This window comes from Paenibacillus ferrarius (assembly GCF_002027705.1).
In the GTDB taxonomy this organism is placed as follows: Bacteria; Bacillota; Bacilli; order Paenibacillales; family NBRC-103111; genus Paenibacillus_E; species Paenibacillus_E ferrarius.
Map to the genome: position 1 here is coordinate 329,203 of NZ_MBTG01000012.1, position 19,568 is coordinate 348,770.

Genomic DNA, 19,568 nt, shown 5'->3' on the forward strand with positions numbered 1-19,568 from the left:
GTAATGAGCGGTTATCTGACGAAACGTAAACCTTTATTCATACACAACCTAGTGGCGATGATGAAATAATACCCAACCAGAATTACATGATATTTTTGCGATTATTTCACGGTTGGAATAAAAGTCGCATGATGAAGAATTCAATATATTTTATAAAAAAGTATCTTATAAAAATAAAGTGGTTTCTGATATCAGCAGAACAATATCCTGAATTTGTAAATTGATGCTATAATAAATAGCAGCTAATAGTAATCTATTTAGGTTTCAAATTTGAAACCAGCAAAAGATAAGGTTTTGATATTTGGATTGAATTATGAGAGAGATGATTTCGTGAAAGAACTGAAGGGGAAATTTTATAAAACATCAAAAGGGTACGATTCATACGAAATATTTGATGTAGAAGCTTCATTTATCTTCAAGATAGCTATTGTTGTAGTGGAGGTATTTCAGTTTACTCATGCCGATCCATTGATAGGATTTGAACAAGTATTCATGGATTTAGTTAAAGACGAAGTAACGATTACTATAGGCTGGGATATTTGGAGTGGCTGTTTTGTGACAGCAAATGATCCCAAAGGTGGAGCTTGGATACTGCAAATAGGGAACTACTTAGACGGACAACTAAACTCACTCTAGGTGTTCGCAGTTCTGCAGCATCATCAAATCATTGACCAGTATTCAACTGAAAGGAAGAAAACTCTTGGTAAATCCTCTTACGAATGTGGACTGGGTAGAGAAACATGAAATGATGGATGTTTTATTAAATCAACAAACCATGTTAACGCTTCAGCCGATAGAGCAAGGATTTGAGGCAGAAGTCGTGAAGATAAATTCAGAGAATGAGAGTTTTGTATTAAAAGTTTGGAGTAAGAGTTCTAAACCGGATATAAGGTTTCAATTTCATTTATTGAATGCTCTTCATGACCGAGGGGTACCCGTTTCTATGCCAATTGGGTGGGGGATAAATCCAAACGCAGATCAGGTGTTGGCAACATCTTTTAATGGAATGCCTGTTCTTAAAGTGAATGCAAAGAAAATGGCGGTCATTGCGAAAATACTGTCCCAAATACATAAAATTGATATTGTAGAAATTGAGAAGATACAGGTTCCAAAATATGATTTCCAGGCGTATTTTTATCCTCGGATCGAAGATCATTCAGATCTATATCAGTTATTAGTTCATCTAATTCAGATGGCGAATATTAGACATGATACAATTATTCATGGTGATTTCCATTTAAGAAACATTGTAGAGGAAAACGAGCGGTACACCGTAATAGATTGGACGAATGGACAATTAGGGGACCGAAGATATGATTTTGCTTGGTCGTTTATTCTTAAGATGATATATGTGACAGAGCGTTATGCCGTTGCGTTTAGAAATGCTTATTTATTAGAAAATAATATTAAACTGGAGGAGCTTGAAATTTTTGAAGCTCTGGCATACCTCAGATGGCTCTTATTGAATCGAATTGGCGGTACGCCTATGGGACCAAATACGATGAAAAGGGTCAAAGGTTTACTTGCAAAAAATGACTATCTAAAGGATTGGAATTTGCTCACGAAAAAGCAAGGATGAATATGGGGGGAAGGTTTTAGTAAAACGGTTTCAAAACTTGCTTTACGCCCTCAATACCCAAGGATATAATGGCTTATACGGGAGGCATCGGCAATTTGAGATGGTCATATGAGTAGGAGATCTTAGGTGGTATGATCAAAATTACACTTCGATTTTTAGCGTATTTTCTTGTTACGGTGATAATGGGGTGCAGCGTTACCCACACCGTCCATACGAAATCAACCCAATCGTTAACAAAAGAATTGAAACAAATTTCCAAAACAATTGAAAATGTTAAGTTTACGTTTACTCGCCCTGATCTGTTTATTGAAATTAACTTGAAAGAAGTACCTAGTAATGAAATACTCGACTCTATTTTGTTACAAGTAAAAGCGTTCACTACCATTGACAATATGAATGAAATAGCCAAATCCGTTAAATGGGGGTTAGAGGTATCCGAAATTCATCTAATTGTCACTAGTGATACAGGCGATCAACCAGAGAAACATGCTTATTTTGCCAGATACTTCAAAACGTCCGATGCCTCTGATAAGTCTCAAGAGAATATGGATGCGTACCAGACTTGGTTTAAAGAAGAACTGAAAAATCCATAGATTAGGAGAAGTGAACAATGATTCGTTTGTGTGAAAAGAAGGATGAGGAATCTATTTATCAGATTATTAACGATGCGGCAACGGCTTATCAGGGGATTATTCCGGAAGATCGGTATCATGAGCCTTATATGAGCAAAGATAAACTCGTTCAAGAAATTGAGGACGGAGTCATCTTTTGGGGATTTGAGGATCAGGGAGAGCTGTGTGGGGTTATGGGAATTCAGGATAAAGGTGAAGTAGCTTTGATTCGACATGCCTATATCCGAACAGCTCAGCGGCAAGGCGGTATTGGATCCAAATTGTTGACTCATATTACGAAGCATACGGATAAGCCTATCCTTATTGGCACTTGGGAAGCCGCATCTTGGGCAATCTCGTTTTATGTTAAGAATGGCTTTGAACTTGTACGTGCGGACGAGAAGAAAAGCTTGCTTCAGAAATATTGGGACGTACCGGAGAGACAGATCGAGACATCTGTCGTACTTGCGTCTCCAGGCTTTTCAGAGGGTATCTAGTCTTAGTGGTTCTATAGAAAAAAGAACAAGCATAAGAGAGTGCCATCTATCTTAGGTAAAATAGGAGGGAGAATAATGCGGAAGAAATCACTGCTGATCTTCATGTGTGTTCTATACATTTTATCAATAACAGAGATAGAGGTTCATGCTGGTATGATCAAAACCTCAGTGGATTTCACAGATCTTAAAGATATGGATGTTAAAACAAAATTGAAAATAGACAAATGGTTATCTGCAGGTTTAATACAGGGGGTGTCGGAAAATTGGTTCGGTCTAAATGAAACGATCACCCGTGCTGAATTTGCCAAAATAGTGGCTCTTTCAATAGGAGTAGAAATCGACCCAGAAGTGAAAACTTCTAGCTACAAAGATGTGAAAGCTGATGATTTAATTTATGGGTATAGTCTGCCTTACATTGAAGCGCTTCGCCAAGCAGGAGTTACCAACGGCACAGATATTGATCGGTTCGACCCTGCTGGAGAGGTGACCAAGGAGCAGTTTGCTGTTTTTTTAGTTCGTAGTCTCGGTATAGAGGCAGAGGCCAAACAAACGCAGGATGTGACCGATCAAACGGTATCCGCCTATGCAAAAGGGTATGTGGCATTGGCTTTGCAGCTTTTTCCATATCTACGTTCTGAGGGGGCCTACCACGGTTCGCTTCCAATTACACGTCAAATGGTCCTTCTCGGATTGAATGATTTTACGGTTAGATATTGATATTAAGTAGATTCATTATGAGTGAAATGAGAAATGTATTTTTAGATGAATTGGTGGTACTAGGATGCAATTACCAGTTGGTGCGTCGAATAACGCATTTAACGAATTAAATGAGTATGTCCTAAAGATAAGAAATATGATTTCTGCATCAGCTGCATCCACGTATATCATTCAAGATGATTGTGTTGTTAATGAATGGTATTCGGGGTTTCACGACAAAACAATAGACAGTCGAAAGATTGATATCCAATCTAGATTTAATATTGCATCAATCCGTAAAACATTTTTAGGTTTCGCAGTGAGCGTTGCACTTTACGAGGGAAGAATTGAAAGTTTAGATGAATATGTAATTGATTATTTAGAAGATTTGGATGAACTTTTACTAAAGGATACTAAGATACGTCATTTGCTAACACATACCCATGGTCTTCAAGGAAGTGATCATCCGTTAATAAGGATTTTTCCTCCAGGAACAGGCTGGAAGTATAACAACACAGGTGTTAATTTACTTATAAAGATTGTAAATAAGGTTTTTGCACAAACGCTTGCTGAGGTAATAGAGGAAAGACTGTTTAAACCTTACGGATTTACGGAATCAGGTTGGGTGCAAGAGAAATCGGATAAATTAGTATGGCTGGATGAAGTCTATAAGGATAATCAAGGCAATGATGCGAATTTGTTTGTAAGTACGAAAGAACTAGCTTATTGGGGTTATATTCTTTTGGCAAAAGGTAAAGTTAATGGTAGGCAAATTATTCCCAGCGCAATTTTCGAGCAGGTTAGTTCGATTGTTTCACCTGCAGAACTTAGCGAGACATTACCTCGGAATGGATATTTTTGGTGGATACAGGATAAACCTCAATCATTCTCTGAACTAGGACATCAACTCCCCAAGAATGCTTATCAGTCACTTGGGTTATATGGCAACACTGTCTTGGTTATTCCTGAGTACAAGGTTGTGGCAGTAAAAATGTTGAATCAGGTGGAGCGTAATCCTCCCGAATATGACTATATAAAAGACATACAAACCTTTGGCAACCTTGTTTGCAAATGTATTTCCAACAACTCGAAACACTGATACATATTCTCCCCATAGTGCCAATGCAACTACAAGAAAGTTATTATCGATTATTTGCAAAAGGTACCAAACCAGCAGCGGCGAATTCTTAAGTTATTCCTTATATCATGAGGGGATGCATTATAATACGATTACGATCCTCAAACGATTCGCCGATAAAAAGTAACTAGATAATCGAACATCAAGCTGTCATGCCTAGCGATGAGTGTACATAAGGAGCTGAAACCCCATGAAAGATGAACATAAATTCGAAACACGCCTTTTAAGCTCGTTGTCTAAAGTATTTCCAGATGAAAATCTAGCAGATTCGCCGTTAGCGAGTGGTTCGATACTCAGGAATGAGACGTTTTCCTTCCAGATGGCTTTTCGTTCGGAGAAGCTTTTGAAACAAGTCAAAGTACATACAACGGTTGATAGTAGTTTGAAAGTAGAGGTACGAAGTGTTGGGGTCGTTCCGTCGGAATTGCCTGTTTATCCTGATCATGATGAGCATGTCATTCGATCAACTCCAGGGCTGTATCCAGACCCGTTATATCCTATCACAGAAGAAGGATTAACGGCATTCCCAGGACAGTGGCGCAGTGTTTGGATCACTATCGATTCGGAAGGGCAGCCAGGCCAATATCCAATCGGAATCAGATTGGAGTCCGAAACAGGTCTCGTACTTGGAGAAGAGCAATTAGAGCTGGAAGTAATGTCTCAATCCCTTCCAGATCAAACACTCATTCATACGGAGTGGTTCCATGTGGATTGCCTCGCTAGTCATTACAAGGAAGAGATCTTTAGTGAACGCCACTGGGAGCTCATCCGCAGTTATGTACAAACAGCCGTCAACAACGGCATGAATATGCTCCTCACACCACTCTTCACACCGCCTCTTGATACACAGGTTGGCGGGGAGAGACCGACTGTTCAATTGGTTGACGTTGAGGTAATTGCGCCAGACACGTATGCCTTCGGTTTCGATAAGCTGAGCCGCTGGGTTGATATGTGTAACGAGGAAGGCGTCGCTTATTTCGAGTTCTCGCATTTATTCACCCAATGGGGTGCGCAGCATGCTCCCAAAATTGTAGCCTTGGCAAATGGGGAAATGACACCCATTTTCGGCTGGGAAACAGAAGCTTCAAGTGATGAATATCGTTCGTTCCTCCAGCAATTTTTACCTGCGTTAAGGGAATGGATCGAATTCAAAGGGATCAAAGATCGCAGCTATTTCCATATCTCTGACGAACCATCTCTGGATCAGCTGGAATCCTATCGAAAGGCCAGTGAGATGGTGGGCAGCTTGTTAAACGATTTTCCAATTACAGACGCTCTCTCGAATTACGATTTCTATGTCAATGGACTGGTCAAAACGCCAATTGCTGCGACGGATCATTTAGACAAATTCCTAGAGCATGAAGTAAGCCCGCTATGGGCGTACTATTGCTGCGCCCAATATAAAGAGGTTGCGAATCGTTTCTTCAGCATGCCGTCGGCTCGTAATCGAATCTTAGGTATTCAACTGTACAAGTATCAGATTACTGGATTTTTACATTGGGGATATAACTTCTGGTATTCCCAGTATGCTCGGAAGGAAATTGATCCCTACCGTACAACGGATGCAGAAGCAGCATTTCCTTCTGGGGATGCCTTCATAGTCTATCCGGGTGAGCATGGCCCGATCGAGTCAATTAGGCTCAAGGTTATGCAAGAGGCTTTGCAGGATCTCAGGGCTCTGCAGCTGCTAGAAAGTCTTATTGGCCGGGAACGGGTCATTAGCGGTTTGGAAGAAGGGCTTGACGAGCCCATCACGTTCAAATGTTATCCGCGTGAAGCGGATTGGCTTCTAGCCAAAAGAGCTTGGATTAACCAGACGATTCACTCGTACAGCAGTTAATAACTAAGACCAAATCTGAGGGTTATCCTTTTCCTGAGGTCCACATATTTCGCAAAATTCCTGCGAATATGCATCCTTTTCGTCTCTGGTAGAAGCAAAATGCTGAAAAGCCTGCGATTATGCATCCTTTCGACACCTTTTCTCGATTTCAGGAGGGAAAAGCTCAAAAAGCCTGCATAATCGCAGGCTTTCTCTGTTTTCACACGATTTGATCGAAAAAGCCTGCATAATCGCAGGCTTTCTCTGTTTTCACACGATTTGATCGAAAAAGCCTGCATACTCGCAGGTTTATACGAAATCGGTCACAGCCTTTTTTTATCTTCACTTTCGATCAGGTGATCACGTTCACTCTCATCCATGATATTGCGGGTCGAGTTGCGGAATTCACGCAAGGTATCTCCGAAGGCTCTTCCAAGCTGTGGCAGCTTGGAAGGTCCAAAAACAATTAAAGCAATGGCCAGAATTAAGATCAAACCGGATACACCAATATTGTTGAACATTCAATTATCCTCCTTTCCTTTGTAGGTGACAGTCAGCTATTTGCAAGCCGTTGCTGCATCGCCCGCCATTGCCACCCAGCTACCAGTGCACTAATTTCAAACAACAGAATCAGGGGCACCGTAACGGAGAGATGGGAAACCATATCGGGGGGAGAGATGCACGAGCCTATAATCGTCAAACCGAGATAGGCGTATTTCCTTGACATTTTTAACCGCTGCGGGGTCAATAGACCGATTTTGGTTAAGAACAGCAGAACAACGGGTAATTCGAAGGCAATCGCCATGGGAAACACGATATGGAACAGAAAGGCGAAATATCGGTCGATCCCGTAAGTTTCGACTGCACCTATTTGGTGATTCATGCGCATCATGAAGCGAATCATCATGGGGAAGACCACCCAGTAGCTGAACGCTACGCCGATGATAAACAGCGCGAACGCCGTAGGTATGTAGGGAAGGGCGCTCCTAGACTCCGCCTCGGTGAGACCAGGTCGAACGAATGCCCACAATTGGTAGAGAATCACCGGCATCGTGAACAATAGAGCAAAGAGGAAAGCACATTTCATATAGATCATAAGCCCATCGGTAAATGAAAATACATTCCACTGTATCCCGCCGATCAATGGCTGCGATTTCATATACAAGAGGATCCCTGGCGAAAGATACAACCCCGCGCTTAGTGTTATCACAAACCATATGGCAACGATCAGCAATCGCTTGCGAACTTCGGTTAAATGAAAGATCCAGTCTTCCTGCTCCATGCCTTCCCTCCCTGTATGTGAGACATGTGTAATCCTCTCTTACCCAATCATGCCGCCTTGTTTTAAATATTTGGCGATCCCTTCGACGGCTCTATACGCCAGTGCTCCCACGGTGCCGGTAGGATTATAACCGCTGTTATGAGCGAAAGCCGATGCTCCAACAACGAATACATTTTCGGCATCCCACATCTGCATGTACGAATTCACAGCTGAAGTCGCAGGATCTGCCCCCATAATGACGCCGCCGGTATTGTGTGTCGATTGATACGGCACAATATTGTAAGGTCCTAATTGATCGGAAGACCCGATGGAAGTCGGATTCATTTCCTTCATAATCTCGGCAGCTTTCCCGCTCACGAATTTGATCATTTGCCGATCCTGCTCTTCAAAGTCGAACGTAATTCGCGGTAGAGGAAGTCCGTAAGCATCTTTGTAAGTTGGATCCAGATCCACATAATGATGTTTCCATGGCATACTGCTGCCTTGCGGAGAAACGGCCAGGACACTGTTCGCATATTTAAGCGATTTTTGCTTGAAATCCTTCCCCCATGCTGGTGTGCCCTTTGGAACTGAATTGGTCGCAATAGGGCGCTGCCCGGTCTGGGATATACGGATTCCTGCGCCGTGTATGAAGTTAAGGCTGCTATGGTCAAAATTGTCACCGTTGAAATCGGGAATCTCCATGCCTAGCGAGCCTGCGCCCGCATACAGATTGAATTCCTTTTCATCAAAGAATCCGGTAGCCGAGCCGCCGTTAGTCTGATAGCAATAATTTTTGCCGATTACCCCTTTTCCAGAAGCCGGATCGTACGGCTTGCCGAGCTTGGAAGTAAGCAGGAGCTTAATATTATTGAAAACGTAGCTGGCCATGATGACGACGTCAGCCGGCTGCTCGAATTGTTCTCCTGTCACTGTGTTCACGTATACGACGCCGCTGGCCTTCTTGCCGTCATTCAGAATTTGGATCACATTGGAGTAGGAACGCAGCTCGAAATTTCCTGACTTCTGTGCGACTGGAAGGACGGTGACAACGGCATCAGCCTTCGCGCCATATTCACAGCCAAAGCGTTCACAATAGCCGCAGTATTGGCAAGCAGCTCGAGTGATGCCATCCGGATTCGTATATTGTTCCGACAGATTGGCAGACGGCATCATATACGGGTGATATCCCAGCTTTTTCGTTGCATCTTCAAACAATTTCAAAATAGGAGTTTTCACCATTGGCTTGGTCGGGAAGGGGGCTGAACGTTTGCCAACCATAGGGTTCTGATCAGGGTCACCAGAGATCCCGGCCAACTTTTCAAATTTATCAAAATAAGGTTCTAACTGATCATAGGTAATGCCCCAATCTTGGATGGTCATCCCTTCGGGTATTTTCTGCTTTCCGTATCTTTCCACCGTTTTGCTGTAAATTTCGAAATCATAGGGAAGGAAGCGGTACGTTTGCCCGTTCCAGTGAATACTTGAACCGCCAAGACCTTCTCCGAGAAGGAAGGAGCCATACTCACGCATAGGAACTGCTGCAACTTTCTCTGTGTTTCGAAACGTCACGGTTTCCTTAGAAAGATCCTGCATGAGGTCGTATCTTGAGGCATAACGAAGCTCATCATGGACCATATAATAGTCTTGGGTACTCCGCGGCTTTCCTCGTTCTAATCCAACGGTTTTTACTCCTTGTTTGGACAACTCGGCGGCAATGATGCCCCCGACCCATCCCATCCCAACAATAACAACGGGAACTTTCGGCATTGTAGTAGCCATAAGCTATTTTCCTTTCCAAATAGGGTTGTTCCTTAATGTACGAAGTGATCGTGCAAGCTGCGCGGCTCCATCGCGATGAACTGATCTTTATCCATAATGCTCGTGTAGCTCATTTGATTACCTGGATATTTGCGCATCTTCCAGCCCTGCATATTGCTGTTGCCGCCATAGAGCGGATCGGAATACACACCTTCCATAACCATTGTGCGGAATAAATTGAAGAAGGTTTTGCCTGTTATGCCGTTGACAACTTGAATCTCGCCTTTTTCCATGGAGGTAAGAATCGCATCCATCTCCTCGGGAGCCAAGTCGACAAAGGATTTGGAATATTTGCTCTTGCTCGTTTCTTCCATACTGTGCAGACCCATCGTAATCAGTTCGTGGCGCTGGATACTTAGGTAATCCCCCTGAGTGACTTCGCCTTTGACAAAAGGACCTGTCCGATAAGTGCGAGCGTTCACACCCCAAGGACTAGCCAATTGATGATCAATATAAAAGGCAACGCCCAATTCCGATGCTCCTGGACCGCTGTCGTCTTTGGGGAAAATACGCTCAGACGCAGCTTCTGTCATTTGCAGTTGCGTTTGGTTGAAAAACATTGGAGCCCGATTATAGTCTCCAGCAGGTTGAGCTTGAGGTGAGGCGGATGGCGAAGGGACCGCTGACTTTTTGGTAAAACCACCTGACACAGCGCTTCCGATAACGCCTCCCACGACCACTCCACCAATGGCGGTGCCTGTATACTTCAGGAAACGTCGCCGCGAATGGTCTGGTGAACTGTCCATTTTTTTCTCAGCCAACTCTTCATTCCTCCTTGGAATTTCATGTATTGGGTTGTTGTGGATATCATTATCCATGGCTGTTTTTCTTATTCATTCCTTGCATGAAAATTTGGATTCACGGGCATTGTAGAAATAGCAAAGGTTCACGCAGCGATCTTCCATGAAGAGCTTTGTGACTGCCGCGTCATCGTGCAATTACCTTATTAGGCTAAGGAGAAATGGGCTCATGAACAAAAAAGTCGTCATTCTCGCTTTACTGCTCGTCAGTTCTTTAACCGCTTGTGGTAAAAGCAATTCAACACCAACGCCAAGCTCATCCAGTTCAGCGGCACCAACAGCGACTAGCTCGGGAGCTACAACCAAAGTTGACGCCCAAGCTGTTTTCAAAGCCAATTGTGTCAGCTGCCATGGGGCTAATCTCGAAGGGATGGTCGGACCCAGTCTTCAAAAAGTGGGCGGTAAGCTGACCAAAGAACAAATCGTGACTACGATTTCGAATGGCAAAGGGGCAATGCCCAGCTTCAAAGGAACGCTTTCATCTGATGACGTCAATGCATTGTCTGCGTGGCTTGCTGACAAAAAGTAGGTATGCATAACGACATAAAGTCCCACCCTTCCTCGAAGAGAGGAGGGGTGGGACTTTTCATACATTAATTCCCTACCGAATGAATGAGAATTCTATGTTAAACTACAACTAAATATCGAAATTTGTCTATTTTTGAACTCGATTCCTGTGAAAATTTATTTTATAATAGCGAGATACCCGACATACCTTTCATATAACAACATGCTTCGACAAATAAGTGTTTACTGTTCCGTAAAGGAGGTTAAATATGAGTAAAAGACGCAGCATTCTGCTTAGCAGTATGGCTTTGTTGATGTTCCTAACCGCTTGTGAAGCGGATGATTCAACAGCCAAGCAATGGGACGCTTATCAAGTCAAGCATTCCTTCGGCGAGCAGCTGCATGTGACGGGAAATCGTGACATTTTGTATCAATTTATAACGAACAATCTATCAAGCAATGATGGGATTTACACGAATTTACTAGAAACTGATCAAATAGGCGAGGCAGCTTCAGGTCATGAAGTGTTGAGTGAATCTGCTGGCCTTATGCTGAGATACTACGCTTTGACCGGACAGAAGCAGCAATTTGATGCACAGTGGCAGCGTGTGAAGCTAACCTTCGATTTGAAGACGGGATTTAGCTACCGGTTCAGTCCGAAACAACAGAAGAAGTATACGCTTAATGCTGCTATTGATGATCTCCGGATTCTTCGTGCCTTGGCTGAGGCCTCCGTTGTTTTTCGGACTTCGGACTATAAGACGGACTTGGATACGTACGGGAATCGATTCTATCAATATAATGTCGCAGATGATCATTTGTATGATTTCTACGACGAAATCTACAAAATGAGAAATACGTTCGTTACCTTGTGCTACATAGATAATCTATCTTTGAAGCTTCTTCCGGTACCGGAATCCAAGAAAGCTGCGCTAGAAACGGGAATGCTTCAAATCGCCCAAAAAGGCTATTTGTCGGACGAATTTCCTTTCTACCAAACGCGATATGATTACAATGCGAAAGTTTACCAATCTGATAATATCAACACGGTTGAGTCTTTATTGACGATTTTGAATTTGGCTGAAGCAGGCAAACAGCGAGAAGCGAGCATTCATTTTATTAAGGAGCATGTCCAAGCAGGCACTTTGGTCGGTCAATATACGAAGGAAGGCAAACCGTTGAATGAGGTGAGGTCTACGGCTATTTATGCCATTACGGCTCAGATCGCTTCTGTCATCGGAGATAAAGAGCTGTACGAAGACAGTATCCGCAGGATGAATGAATTTCAAATTCTAGATGCTCAGAACCCTTTATATGGTGGATACGGAGATACGAATGCGAAGCAGGCGTACTCCTTTGATAATCTGATGGCTTTAATCGCACTAGTTCATTAATAGGAAAGGGGTGCATGATGTTCAGTAGCGTTATGCGAATGTTACCTCGTTATCTATCACCTGCTGCTTTCGCCGCTGCTGGCGTGCTGCTGATTACAGCTGCCGCGCTTTTTCTACAACCTTATATCGGAATGGCCGATAACGGAGACTTTTTCCGAATTTTATACAGCAACGGCCTTTATTTCAATGATCCGAATTATAACAGCCAATATCTGGGCTTTTTTGTGAAAAACTATGGAATCTTTCAATACTATAACGAGAACGGTGCAACTTTATTTTCATCACAATCGTTGTTTATCAAAGTAGCGATATTCTTCAATCAAATATTCCATGATTCGCAAAATTTTGATATCCGTTATCAAGCCTGGATGTACCTGATCTTGTATGTGGCTGCTGTTTATTTGCTGGTAGAGGCTATTACTTGGAAAATGTCTAAAAAAGCAGGATACCTCGTCGCGGCTATCGCGATTTTCATATTAGGGGATACCGGTTATACGGCATACTTCAATTCTTTTTATAGTGAAAGTATCGTACTCATCATGACGGTCTTCATGTTCGCCTCAGGACTATTGCTATATCGGAAAAAATATAACGATTATGTCATGTTATCCCTATTTATTGTAAGTGCAATCGCCTTGACGACAAGCAAGCAGCAAAATGCGCCGGTAGGCATCATTATCGCGGTTCTTGGCTTTTTTCTTATTTATATTCGTAAAAAAAGAACGTACCGGATCGTCACGTTGCTATCTTTGATCATTATGCTTGGTGTGGGTGTTGGTACTTACGTACTCATTCCGAAAGAGTTTGTAAATATAAATAAATACCACGCAATGACGCGAGGGGTGCTTCTGGATTCAACGAACCCGGAGAAGACGCTGGAATCCTTCGGAATTGATAAGCAATACGCGATGTTAAACGGCAGTCTGTATTACGATCCCTATGCCTCTGTTGATGTCGATTCCGAGTTGCTCGAAAAGAGTTTCTACAGCAAATATGGCTTTGGTTCTATCTTCACTTATTATGCAGCTCATCCCGATCAAGCCGGGAAAATGCTCAACCAAGCGGCTCATGACGGATTTACCATACGGCCGAAAGCGATGGGGAATTACGAACAATCCAGCGGTAAACCTTTTGGAGCCCAAACGGTCTTTTTCTCAGGATACAGTCTTTTGAAAGATGCGCTTTCTCCCAAAACATTCGGATTCATCATTCTTTGGATGCTGATTGTCGTTGGGTTGTACATGCCATCGTTTGTTTCTGCGATGCGGACTTGGCGATGGAGAGTGGCGCTGAGACTCCCGCTGATTATGATGATGATCCTTATGGGGTTATCAGGGATATTCGTATCCATTATTGGTGCTGGTGACGCGGATTTGTCCAAGCATGAATTTCTATTTACGTTGACCTTTGACTTGGTATCGTTGTTGACGGTCGGTGATTTATTGGGTAAACGCTTATGGAGCAATGAAGCTGTTGAGGCTGACGAATAAATGAAAGACGACAGATAAGGAAGTGGACATCATGCTGAATCGGCGAATCTACATGGCGGGGCTTCTGATCCTCTATTTGCTAGCCGGGCTTTCATTTCCAAAAGGGATGGAGGCCAGTACATCGAAGACTGCCTCCGTTCTGCTTATTTATGACAGCGCAGCAATAAGTACGCCAAAAGAGGGCAATATTGAAGCTCTTGAACGAGTTCTTGCTTCTTTCGGAACACAAGTGACCGTAATGAATTATGATCACTATGAAGCTGGCATGTTGAATAAGTTCAACAAGGTCATTTCCGTTCGAAATGCGGATGATTTATTTCAATTGCCTGACAGTTATGTGAAGGATTCGGCTAACTATGCGGGGGACTATTTACACATTGGGAATCAAGTTCCCGAGAACATTCGGCAAGCGTTGCAGTTGGAAAGTGTAAGTGCTGATCAAGATACGGCCAAATTGGAAATAGGCCAGCTCCAACAAACCGCTATGACAGTAAAGGGAATTTCCTATTTGACCAAATTCAAAGGCAAGACGTACGGCAGCTTAAGCTCGGAGAAATTGAAAATAAACTCTCCATTTGCTGTAATGGACGGGAAATATGCGTACATTCCTTATCTGGTGAAAGGCAACTTAAGCGAGCTTGCAGCAGCTTATTTGCTGAAAGACTGGCTAACAGTGACAACGAGCAGTCATACGTACATGGTGCTGGATCAGATCTATCCTTTCTCCAATTTGGACTTGCTTAATGAGATGGCTGATCGATTATATGATGCAGGTATTCCCTTTATCGCCAGTGTACAGCCAGTTCTTAGCAATCTCGATTATCCTGCTGTCCAGCGATACCTCGAGACGTTAAAACATGTGCAGTCCCGCAACGGGAGCATTATTGTCCAAGCTCCCGTTGTCGCTTCTACGATTAGTCAAGACATCACGGTATTGAAATCGGAGATGCTTGCGTTTCTAGACGCTTTGGGGGGATATGGCATTGTTCCACTCGGCGTCGGGTCGGAAATGTATTGGACGTATGATCAGCATTATGCTGCGAACGGCTTGGCTTATTTTGATTCAAGCGTCATTTTCCCGAATGAGCGTGTTTTGTATCGTTCCCAAACCGCAACGTCCAAAGCATTTCAATCCGCGGTTTATACGATCCCAAATGCTGAATTAAGCCAATATGTGGCTCCTGGGGAGATTCTGGAACCATTGCCGATGGATACTGCACTTGTGTATGCATTCCCGGAAGACCGTCAGAAGTCAGAAGCTTTGATAACGAAGCTGCTTGCGGACTGGACAACGTTCTCGGATTACAAAAATGAGGTGCACACAGTTCGAACTGAAGTGAATGAAATGGGGTCACGCAACGGTCAGCTTCGTTTCAATGGGCAAACCATTTTGCTCAATAGCAATAAGCAGGATGTTAATTCGGAGCATGCTTATGTACAAGAAGGCAAGAAAAGTTTAGCAAACTTATTTTCGGTGCAAAATAAAGTATTCATTATTCTAATCGTAACAACCCTGCTGCTTTTTACGGCGTTCCTGATTATCGGATACCGGCTATACAAACGCAAATACACACATATGGGGAGACAATTATGACGCTTGCAGACATTCTTATGTTAATCTCAGTCATTTGTATTTGGTCTCTCTTGCTTGTGAACATCGTTCTCATTGTGGCTGGATACTTGTACTATATTCAAATCGAGAACAAGCCGCTTCCACCGCTGAAAGGAGAGGCGCCATTCGTATCCATCATGGTGCCCGCCCACAATGAAGGGAAAGTGATTACGAAAACCGTCGAATCGCTGCTCGCTTTGGAATATCCGCATGACCGATACGAAATTATCGTCATTAACGACAATTCTTCCGACAACAGCAGCGAATTGCTGGGTCAACTTCAATTGAAATTCCCAGGAAGAAACCTGACGATTATTAATACAGATGGTGTTACTGGAGGAAAAGGCAAGTCTAATGCTTTGAATATCGGTTTTCAGAAGAGCAAAGGGGAGTATATTGCGATTTATGACGCGGATAATACGCCGGAGAAGAAAGCGCTGCTCTACCTGGTTTCGGAGATTACGAACGATCCTACGCTCGGCGCAGTGATTGGGAAGTTCCGAACGCGTAATCGGGATGCCAACCTGTTAACACGATTTATTAATATTGAGACTTTATCCTTTCAATGGATGGCGCAAGCCGGCAGATGGAAATTGTTTAAGCTCTGCACCATTCCTGGAACGAATTTCATTATGCGCCGTGAAATCGTTGATCGTATCGGTGGTTGGGATGTGAAAGCGATCGCGGAGGATACCGAAATCAGCTTTCGCATTTATATGATGGGGTATCGGATCAAGTTTCAGCCCAAAGCCGTAACATGGGAGCAGGAGCCGCAAACCGTTCAAGTATGGTTTAAGCAGCGTACAAGGTGGGCCAAGGGGAATATTTATGTCATTGTCAAAAATATTCCGATGCTGTTCAAACGCGAAGCCCGAAATATTCGTTTCGATATTATCTATTTTTTGTCTATCTATTTTTTGCTGCTGAGTTCATTAATCTTATCTGATTTGCTGCTTGTTCTTCATGCACTTGGGTATGTCTCCACGACAATCGCCGGATTCAGCTCCTTTTTGTGGGTTCTGGCCATTACCTTGTTTGTAGTTGGGACATTCATCACTTTGGTCACTGAAAAAGGTGAAATGAGATTATCTAATATATGGATTATCTTGCTGATGTACGTCTCCTATTGCCAGATGTGGATGGTCGTCGCGGCGTATGGAATGTACACATTCCTGAAGGATTTGGTCTTTAAAAGAGAAGCTAAATGGTACAAAACAGAAAGGTTCTAAATTAGGGGTGATCGTTGTGAAAAAAAGAATGGTAGGGCTCGCAGTTATGTTCACGATGATCATACTGCAATTGATCTCAGGCATTAGTGCTTCGGCTGAAGAGTTAGCAACGGCTGGAACGAAGCACTACCAGACGAATTTTACAGAAACTTCGTTATCCGGCCGGGATACATATATGGAACAATTTTTTCAAGTAGAAAGTTATTGGCAAGAGGAGAGCGTTGAGGTTCATCTTGATTATGCAATCTCACAATTGACTCAAAATGAACGTTCCAGTATCACACTTTCTATTAATGGGACACCGTTCCATTCCTTTCGTCCCGTTGCGCAGGAGACAGGAAAGCAGCAGCTGTCGGTTCAGATTCCCGTAGAACTGATTGTGAAGGGTGTTAACACTTTGATGGTTCAAGGTCACCTGGAATCAACAGCTCCACTCGTGGCGAATGTTTGTCTACCGACAGAAACGAGAGAGAACTGGCTGCAAATCGCCAAGTCTTCCCGGGTCGCAGTAAACTATTCAGCGGAACCTATTCAAAACAGCATTCGTGATTTTAATCAGCATTTTATTGGGCTAGGGACGATTAAAGATGCTCAAAATGCGATAGCAGTTCCGAAAGCGAACATGGCCGCTGAGTTAGAAGCAGCAACTTATGCTTTGTCCGGCTTCGCTAAAGCAAACCCAACGACAGAAAAGCCTATCCCATTAGTGGAATATAATTCAGACAATATGAAGGGAAAGCAGGCTGTCGTATTGGTCTCACTCTTCGAGAATCTTCCTGAAGAAATAAAACCGCTTGTTCAGTCGGATAATCTAGAAAATAAAGCAACCCTGCAATTGATCAAGCAAGCTGATCGCTCGGTTCTGGTCATCACCTCAAGAAATGCTGATTTATTGGTCAAGGCTGGTCGATTAGCTGCGAACCAAACGTTATTAAACCAAATTGATGCCGATCACAAAGACGTGGATAACACGACAGAAGTGGATACCCCCACTGTCAATATCAGCCGCAATCTCACTTTAACGGAAACTGGCGATAAACTGGTGGGAGACAGACATCGGGAGAAATCCTATTTCATCTCGCTCCCGGGCAACCGTTCAATCGCGGATGCCAGCAAGCTGAACATCAAGTTCCGGTATGCCAGAAATTTGGATTTTGACAGGTCCATGGTTACCGTTCTGATTAATGACACGCCGATCGGCAGCAAAAGGCTTTCAACTGAACTTGCCGATGGCGATCATATGGAATTTACCATTCCCAAAACGCTGAACATCAGCGGTAATTTCACGGTGAAAGTAGCTTTTGATTTGGAGCTTAAGAACGCGTGGTGCATTGAGAATCAGGGGCAGATGCCTTGGGCTTTCATTGACAAGGATACGATGCTTCAGCTCAATACCAAAGACAGAGCAGACCTCTTGTTTAATAATTACCCTTATCCTTTCCTGCGGGATGGAAGCTACAATAAGGTAGCCGTTGTACTCCCGAAAGAAAGAGACGGCTACATCTATCAGACTCTTACCAATTTGTTTAATCTATTAGGCCGTTATGCACAAACGAACACAGGAGAGATCCAATTTTATCAAGACAATGTCAGTGCGCAGCAATTAAAAGATCGAGAAGTCATTGCCATCGGCAGCTACCAAGACAATCAAGTCATACGTGATACGAATAAAAATTTATATTTCCGTTATGACGCGAGTGGCCGCGGCTTTGTATCCAATGAGAAAATGAGCATCGACGCCAGTTATGGGACACGTATCGGTACCCTTCAGTTGATCGACTCGCCATACGGCAATGGATTTGGTCTTCTGGCTGTTACAGGGAGTGAATCAAAGTATACCTACCTGGCATCCAAGCTTATCGGTTCGGAAGGTACGCTATGGAAAGTATTTGGCGATGGGGCTGTGACGGACATTGACGGCAACATCAAAGCTTTCCGTTTCAAAAAAGAAACGACAGCAGAATCCAACAATGTACTGAACCAAGTGATTGAGCGCCGCGACGTTCTTGGTTTTATGATTGCTTCCATGCTAATCGTATTGTTGGTTCTTCTATCGCTAATTCTAATGATTCGTAAATACAACAAGAAACGGGGCGGTCGTCGATGAAACGCTCTCGAAGCAGTGTCGTATCGGATAGCGCGTTCTTGCTGCTGATTCTTGCTTGTTTCATCAGCATCGTATTCACGTCTGGAAATCCGAATCTGTATATCCAAAACATCATCTTTCTGAATCTAGCTTTTCTAATCGCTGTAGTGACGTACTTTACTACAGTGACAACGGGGCTGATTCTGAATATTTTATTCATTTTCGGCTATGGAACGTTTACGCTGTATCAGACCGTAGTTGACGGTGGCCTGATTGGGACACAGAACTATTTCTGGCTCATTATGACACCTTTGTTTACGGTAGCAACTTGGTTGTTAACCTTGGGGAATAGGCAGCTGCAGCAGGAAAATGACCAATTGATAAAAGCAAATGAGTCACTTGCGACTGTCGATGCCAGAACTAGCCTAAAGAACACGTTGTCCTTTCAAAGCGATGCTTCGGTGTTCATGGCTCTATCGGTTAGATACCATATACCTTTAACTCTTATGGTTATCAGCGTAAAGTATTGGGATGAGCTCCGGCGTATGATCGGGGAGGAACAACTATTGGAAGCTATCCAAGATCTGTCCAAAATGAGTCAGGTCAGCATTCGTACGAACGATTCACTTTATTTGTTAAATAAAGAAAATCCGATGTGGGGTATGCTTTTGTTCACGGATCTCCCTGGCGCTATGATCGTCATTGAGAGGTTGAGAAGCAGGGTAGATGAACGAAATCGAGACGAATTCGCGAATAAATATCGGGTGGAGCTTGTTCTGAAGATGGGCGCTGTGGCGTATGATGCCGAGCAAATTTCGAATCCTTTGGAATTCATTGCTCAGGCGAAGAAACAAGTAGAGTATGATGTATAAGCGCAGTTTTGCAAAGATATCGTCCTTCGAATCCATTTGCACAACTAGTTGACCTACATAAGAAACCTCATCTTTGAGTTTAATGGTTGCTCGACACTTCCATTTACCAAGGTTTGGTTTCTTTTTTGTTTATGAAGGATTACAAGAGATTAATGT

18 protein-coding genes are annotated in these 19,568 nt (G+C 43.2%); 14 read left to right on the top strand and 4 right to left on the bottom strand.

Annotated elements, in window-relative coordinates; all coding sequences use genetic code 11:
• Nucleotides 1–330: 330 nt before the first annotated feature.
• From BC351_RS14800 to BC351_RS14830, 7 genes are all read left to right on the top strand, one after another.
• Complete coding sequence (locus BC351_RS14800; RefSeq protein WP_144028399.1) at nt 331–636, top strand: hypothetical protein; 306 nt, start codon at nt 331–333, stop codon at nt 634–636.
• 64 nt (nt 637–700) lie between these two features.
• Nucleotides 701–1,579, top strand: coding sequence for an aminoglycoside phosphotransferase family protein (locus BC351_RS14805; RefSeq protein ID WP_079413269.1), 879 nt, complete (start codon nt 701–703; stop codon nt 1,577–1,579).
• A 131-nt stretch (nt 1,580–1,710) separates the two neighbouring features.
• On the top strand, nt 1,711–2,172 hold the full coding sequence (locus BC351_RS14810; protein WP_079413271.1) for a hypothetical protein: 462 nt from the start codon (nt 1,711–1,713) through the stop codon (nt 2,170–2,172).
• 17 nt (nt 2,173–2,189) lie between these two features.
• Complete coding sequence (locus tag BC351_RS14815) at nt 2,190–2,687, top strand: GNAT family N-acetyltransferase (protein ID WP_079413273.1); 498 nt, start codon at nt 2,190–2,192, stop codon at nt 2,685–2,687.
• Nucleotides 2,688–2,762: 75 nt separating this feature from the next.
• Nucleotides 2,763–3,404 (top strand): S-layer homology domain-containing protein, encoded by a 642-nt coding sequence (locus BC351_RS14820; RefSeq protein ID WP_079413275.1) that lies wholly within the window; start codon nt 2,763–2,765, stop codon nt 3,402–3,404.
• Between the two features lie 64 nt (nt 3,405–3,468).
• Nucleotides 3,469–4,482: a serine hydrolase domain-containing protein gene (locus BC351_RS14825; protein WP_079413277.1), complete on the top strand. Its 1,014-nt coding sequence runs from the start codon at nt 3,469–3,471 to the stop codon at nt 4,480–4,482.
• A 229-nt stretch (nt 4,483–4,711) separates the two neighbouring features.
• The gene (locus BC351_RS14830) at nt 4,712–6,361 is read left to right on the top strand and encodes a DUF4091 domain-containing protein (RefSeq protein ID WP_079413279.1); all 1,650 of its coding nucleotides are present in this window, start codon (nt 4,712–4,714) and stop codon (nt 6,359–6,361) included.
• Between the two features lie 302 nt (nt 6,362–6,663).
• On the opposite strand, the gene tatA is transcribed toward BC351_RS14830, so the two are convergent.
• Genes tatA through BC351_RS14850 form a run of 4 tightly spaced genes read right to left on the bottom strand, consistent with a single transcriptional unit; the run spans nt 6,664 to nt 10,183 of the window.
• A complete protein-coding gene (gene tatA, locus BC351_RS14835; protein ID WP_079413281.1) occupies nt 6,664–6,861 on the bottom strand; it encodes a twin-arginine translocase TatA/TatE family subunit in 198 nt (65 codons plus the stop codon).
• 32 nt (nt 6,862–6,893) lie between these two features.
• Nucleotides 6,894–7,622, bottom strand: coding sequence for a twin-arginine translocase subunit TatC (gene tatC / locus BC351_RS14840; protein WP_079413283.1), 729 nt, complete (start codon nt 7,620–7,622; stop codon nt 6,894–6,896).
• A 39-nt stretch (nt 7,623–7,661) separates the two neighbouring features.
• Nucleotides 7,662–9,383, bottom strand: coding sequence for a GMC family oxidoreductase (locus BC351_RS14845; RefSeq protein ID WP_079413285.1), 1,722 nt, complete (start codon nt 9,381–9,383; stop codon nt 7,662–7,664).
• Between the two features lie 32 nt (nt 9,384–9,415).
• A complete protein-coding gene (locus BC351_RS14850) occupies nt 9,416–10,183 on the bottom strand; it encodes a gluconate 2-dehydrogenase subunit 3 family protein (RefSeq protein ID WP_079413287.1) in 768 nt (255 codons plus the stop codon).
• Nucleotides 10,184–10,391: 208 nt separating this feature from the next.
• Here BC351_RS14850 and BC351_RS14855 point away from each other — a divergent pair, with 208 nt between their 5' ends.
• The 7 genes from BC351_RS14855 to BC351_RS14885 all read left to right on the top strand — a co-directional run bounded on the left by BC351_RS14855 (nt 10,392) and on the right by BC351_RS14885 (nt 19,412).
• Nucleotides 10,392–10,751: a c-type cytochrome gene (locus BC351_RS14855; RefSeq protein ID WP_079413289.1), complete on the top strand. Its 360-nt coding sequence runs from the start codon at nt 10,392–10,394 to the stop codon at nt 10,749–10,751.
• Between the two features lie 247 nt (nt 10,752–10,998).
• Nucleotides 10,999–12,123 (top strand): hypothetical protein, encoded by a 1,125-nt coding sequence (locus BC351_RS14860; RefSeq protein ID WP_079413291.1) that lies wholly within the window; start codon nt 10,999–11,001, stop codon nt 12,121–12,123.
• Between the two features lie 14 nt (nt 12,124–12,137).
• On the top strand, nt 12,138–13,613 hold the full coding sequence (wsfD, locus tag BC351_RS14865; RefSeq protein WP_079413293.1) for a glycan biosynthesis hexose transferase WsfD: 1,476 nt from the start codon (nt 12,138–12,140) through the stop codon (nt 13,611–13,613).
• 31 nt (nt 13,614–13,644) lie between these two features.
• Entirely contained in the window at nt 13,645–15,207 is a 1,563-nt protein-coding gene (locus BC351_RS14870) for a hypothetical protein (protein ID WP_079413295.1), read from the top strand.
• The gene (locus tag BC351_RS14875) at nt 15,204–16,454 is read left to right on the top strand and encodes a glycosyltransferase family 2 protein (protein WP_079413297.1); all 1,251 of its coding nucleotides are present in this window, start codon (nt 15,204–15,206) and stop codon (nt 16,452–16,454) included. Before BC351_RS14870 ends, BC351_RS14875 begins: the two co-directional genes overlap by 4 nt.
• 16 nt (nt 16,455–16,470) lie before the next feature.
• Nucleotides 16,471–18,561 (top strand): cellulose biosynthesis cyclic di-GMP-binding regulatory protein BcsB, encoded by a 2,091-nt coding sequence (locus BC351_RS14880; RefSeq protein WP_079413299.1) that lies wholly within the window; start codon nt 16,471–16,473, stop codon nt 18,559–18,561.
• Nucleotides 18,558–19,412: a diguanylate cyclase domain-containing protein gene (locus tag BC351_RS14885; RefSeq protein WP_079413301.1), complete on the top strand. Its 855-nt coding sequence runs from the start codon at nt 18,558–18,560 to the stop codon at nt 19,410–19,412. The genes BC351_RS14880 and BC351_RS14885 overlap by 4 nt, the downstream gene beginning before the upstream one ends.
• Nucleotides 19,413–19,568 lie beyond the last annotated feature (156 nt).

What these genes read in the sequence shown, in the direction of transcription:
- wsfD (WP_079413293.1), top strand. Translation starts at nt 12,138, where the DNA reads ATGATGTTCAGTAGCGTTATGCGAATGTTACCTCGTTATCTATCACCT.
- BC351_RS14830 (WP_079413279.1), top strand. Translation starts at nt 4,712, where the DNA reads ATGAAAGATGAACATAAATTCGAAACACGCCTTTTAAGCTCGTTGTCT.
- BC351_RS14855 (WP_079413289.1), top strand. Translation starts at nt 10,392, where the DNA reads ATGAACAAAAAAGTCGTCATTCTCGCTTTACTGCTCGTCAGTTCTTTA.
- tatA (WP_079413281.1), bottom strand. Translation starts at nt 6,861, where the DNA reads ATGTTCAACAATATTGGTGTATCCGGTTTGATCTTAATTCTGGCCATT.
- BC351_RS14870 (WP_079413295.1), top strand. Translation starts at nt 13,645, where the DNA reads ATGCTGAATCGGCGAATCTACATGGCGGGGCTTCTGATCCTCTATTTG.
- BC351_RS14810 (WP_079413271.1), top strand. Translation starts at nt 1,711, where the DNA reads ATGATCAAAATTACACTTCGATTTTTAGCGTATTTTCTTGTTACGGTG.
- BC351_RS14820 (WP_079413275.1), top strand. Translation starts at nt 2,763, where the DNA reads ATGCGGAAGAAATCACTGCTGATCTTCATGTGTGTTCTATACATTTTA.
- BC351_RS14860 (WP_079413291.1), top strand. Translation starts at nt 10,999, where the DNA reads ATGAGTAAAAGACGCAGCATTCTGCTTAGCAGTATGGCTTTGTTGATG.
- BC351_RS14815 (WP_079413273.1), top strand. Translation starts at nt 2,190, where the DNA reads ATGATTCGTTTGTGTGAAAAGAAGGATGAGGAATCTATTTATCAGATT.
- BC351_RS14875 (WP_079413297.1), top strand. Translation starts at nt 15,204, where the DNA reads ATGACGCTTGCAGACATTCTTATGTTAATCTCAGTCATTTGTATTTGG.
- BC351_RS14845 (WP_079413285.1), bottom strand. Translation starts at nt 9,383, where the DNA reads ATGGCTACTACAATGCCGAAAGTTCCCGTTGTTATTGTTGGGATGGGA.
- BC351_RS14885 (WP_079413301.1), top strand. Translation starts at nt 18,558, where the DNA reads ATGAAACGCTCTCGAAGCAGTGTCGTATCGGATAGCGCGTTCTTGCTG.
- BC351_RS14825 (WP_079413277.1), top strand. Translation starts at nt 3,469, where the DNA reads ATGCAATTACCAGTTGGTGCGTCGAATAACGCATTTAACGAATTAAAT.
- tatC (WP_079413283.1), bottom strand. Translation starts at nt 7,622, where the DNA reads ATGGAGCAGGAAGACTGGATCTTTCATTTAACCGAAGTTCGCAAGCGA.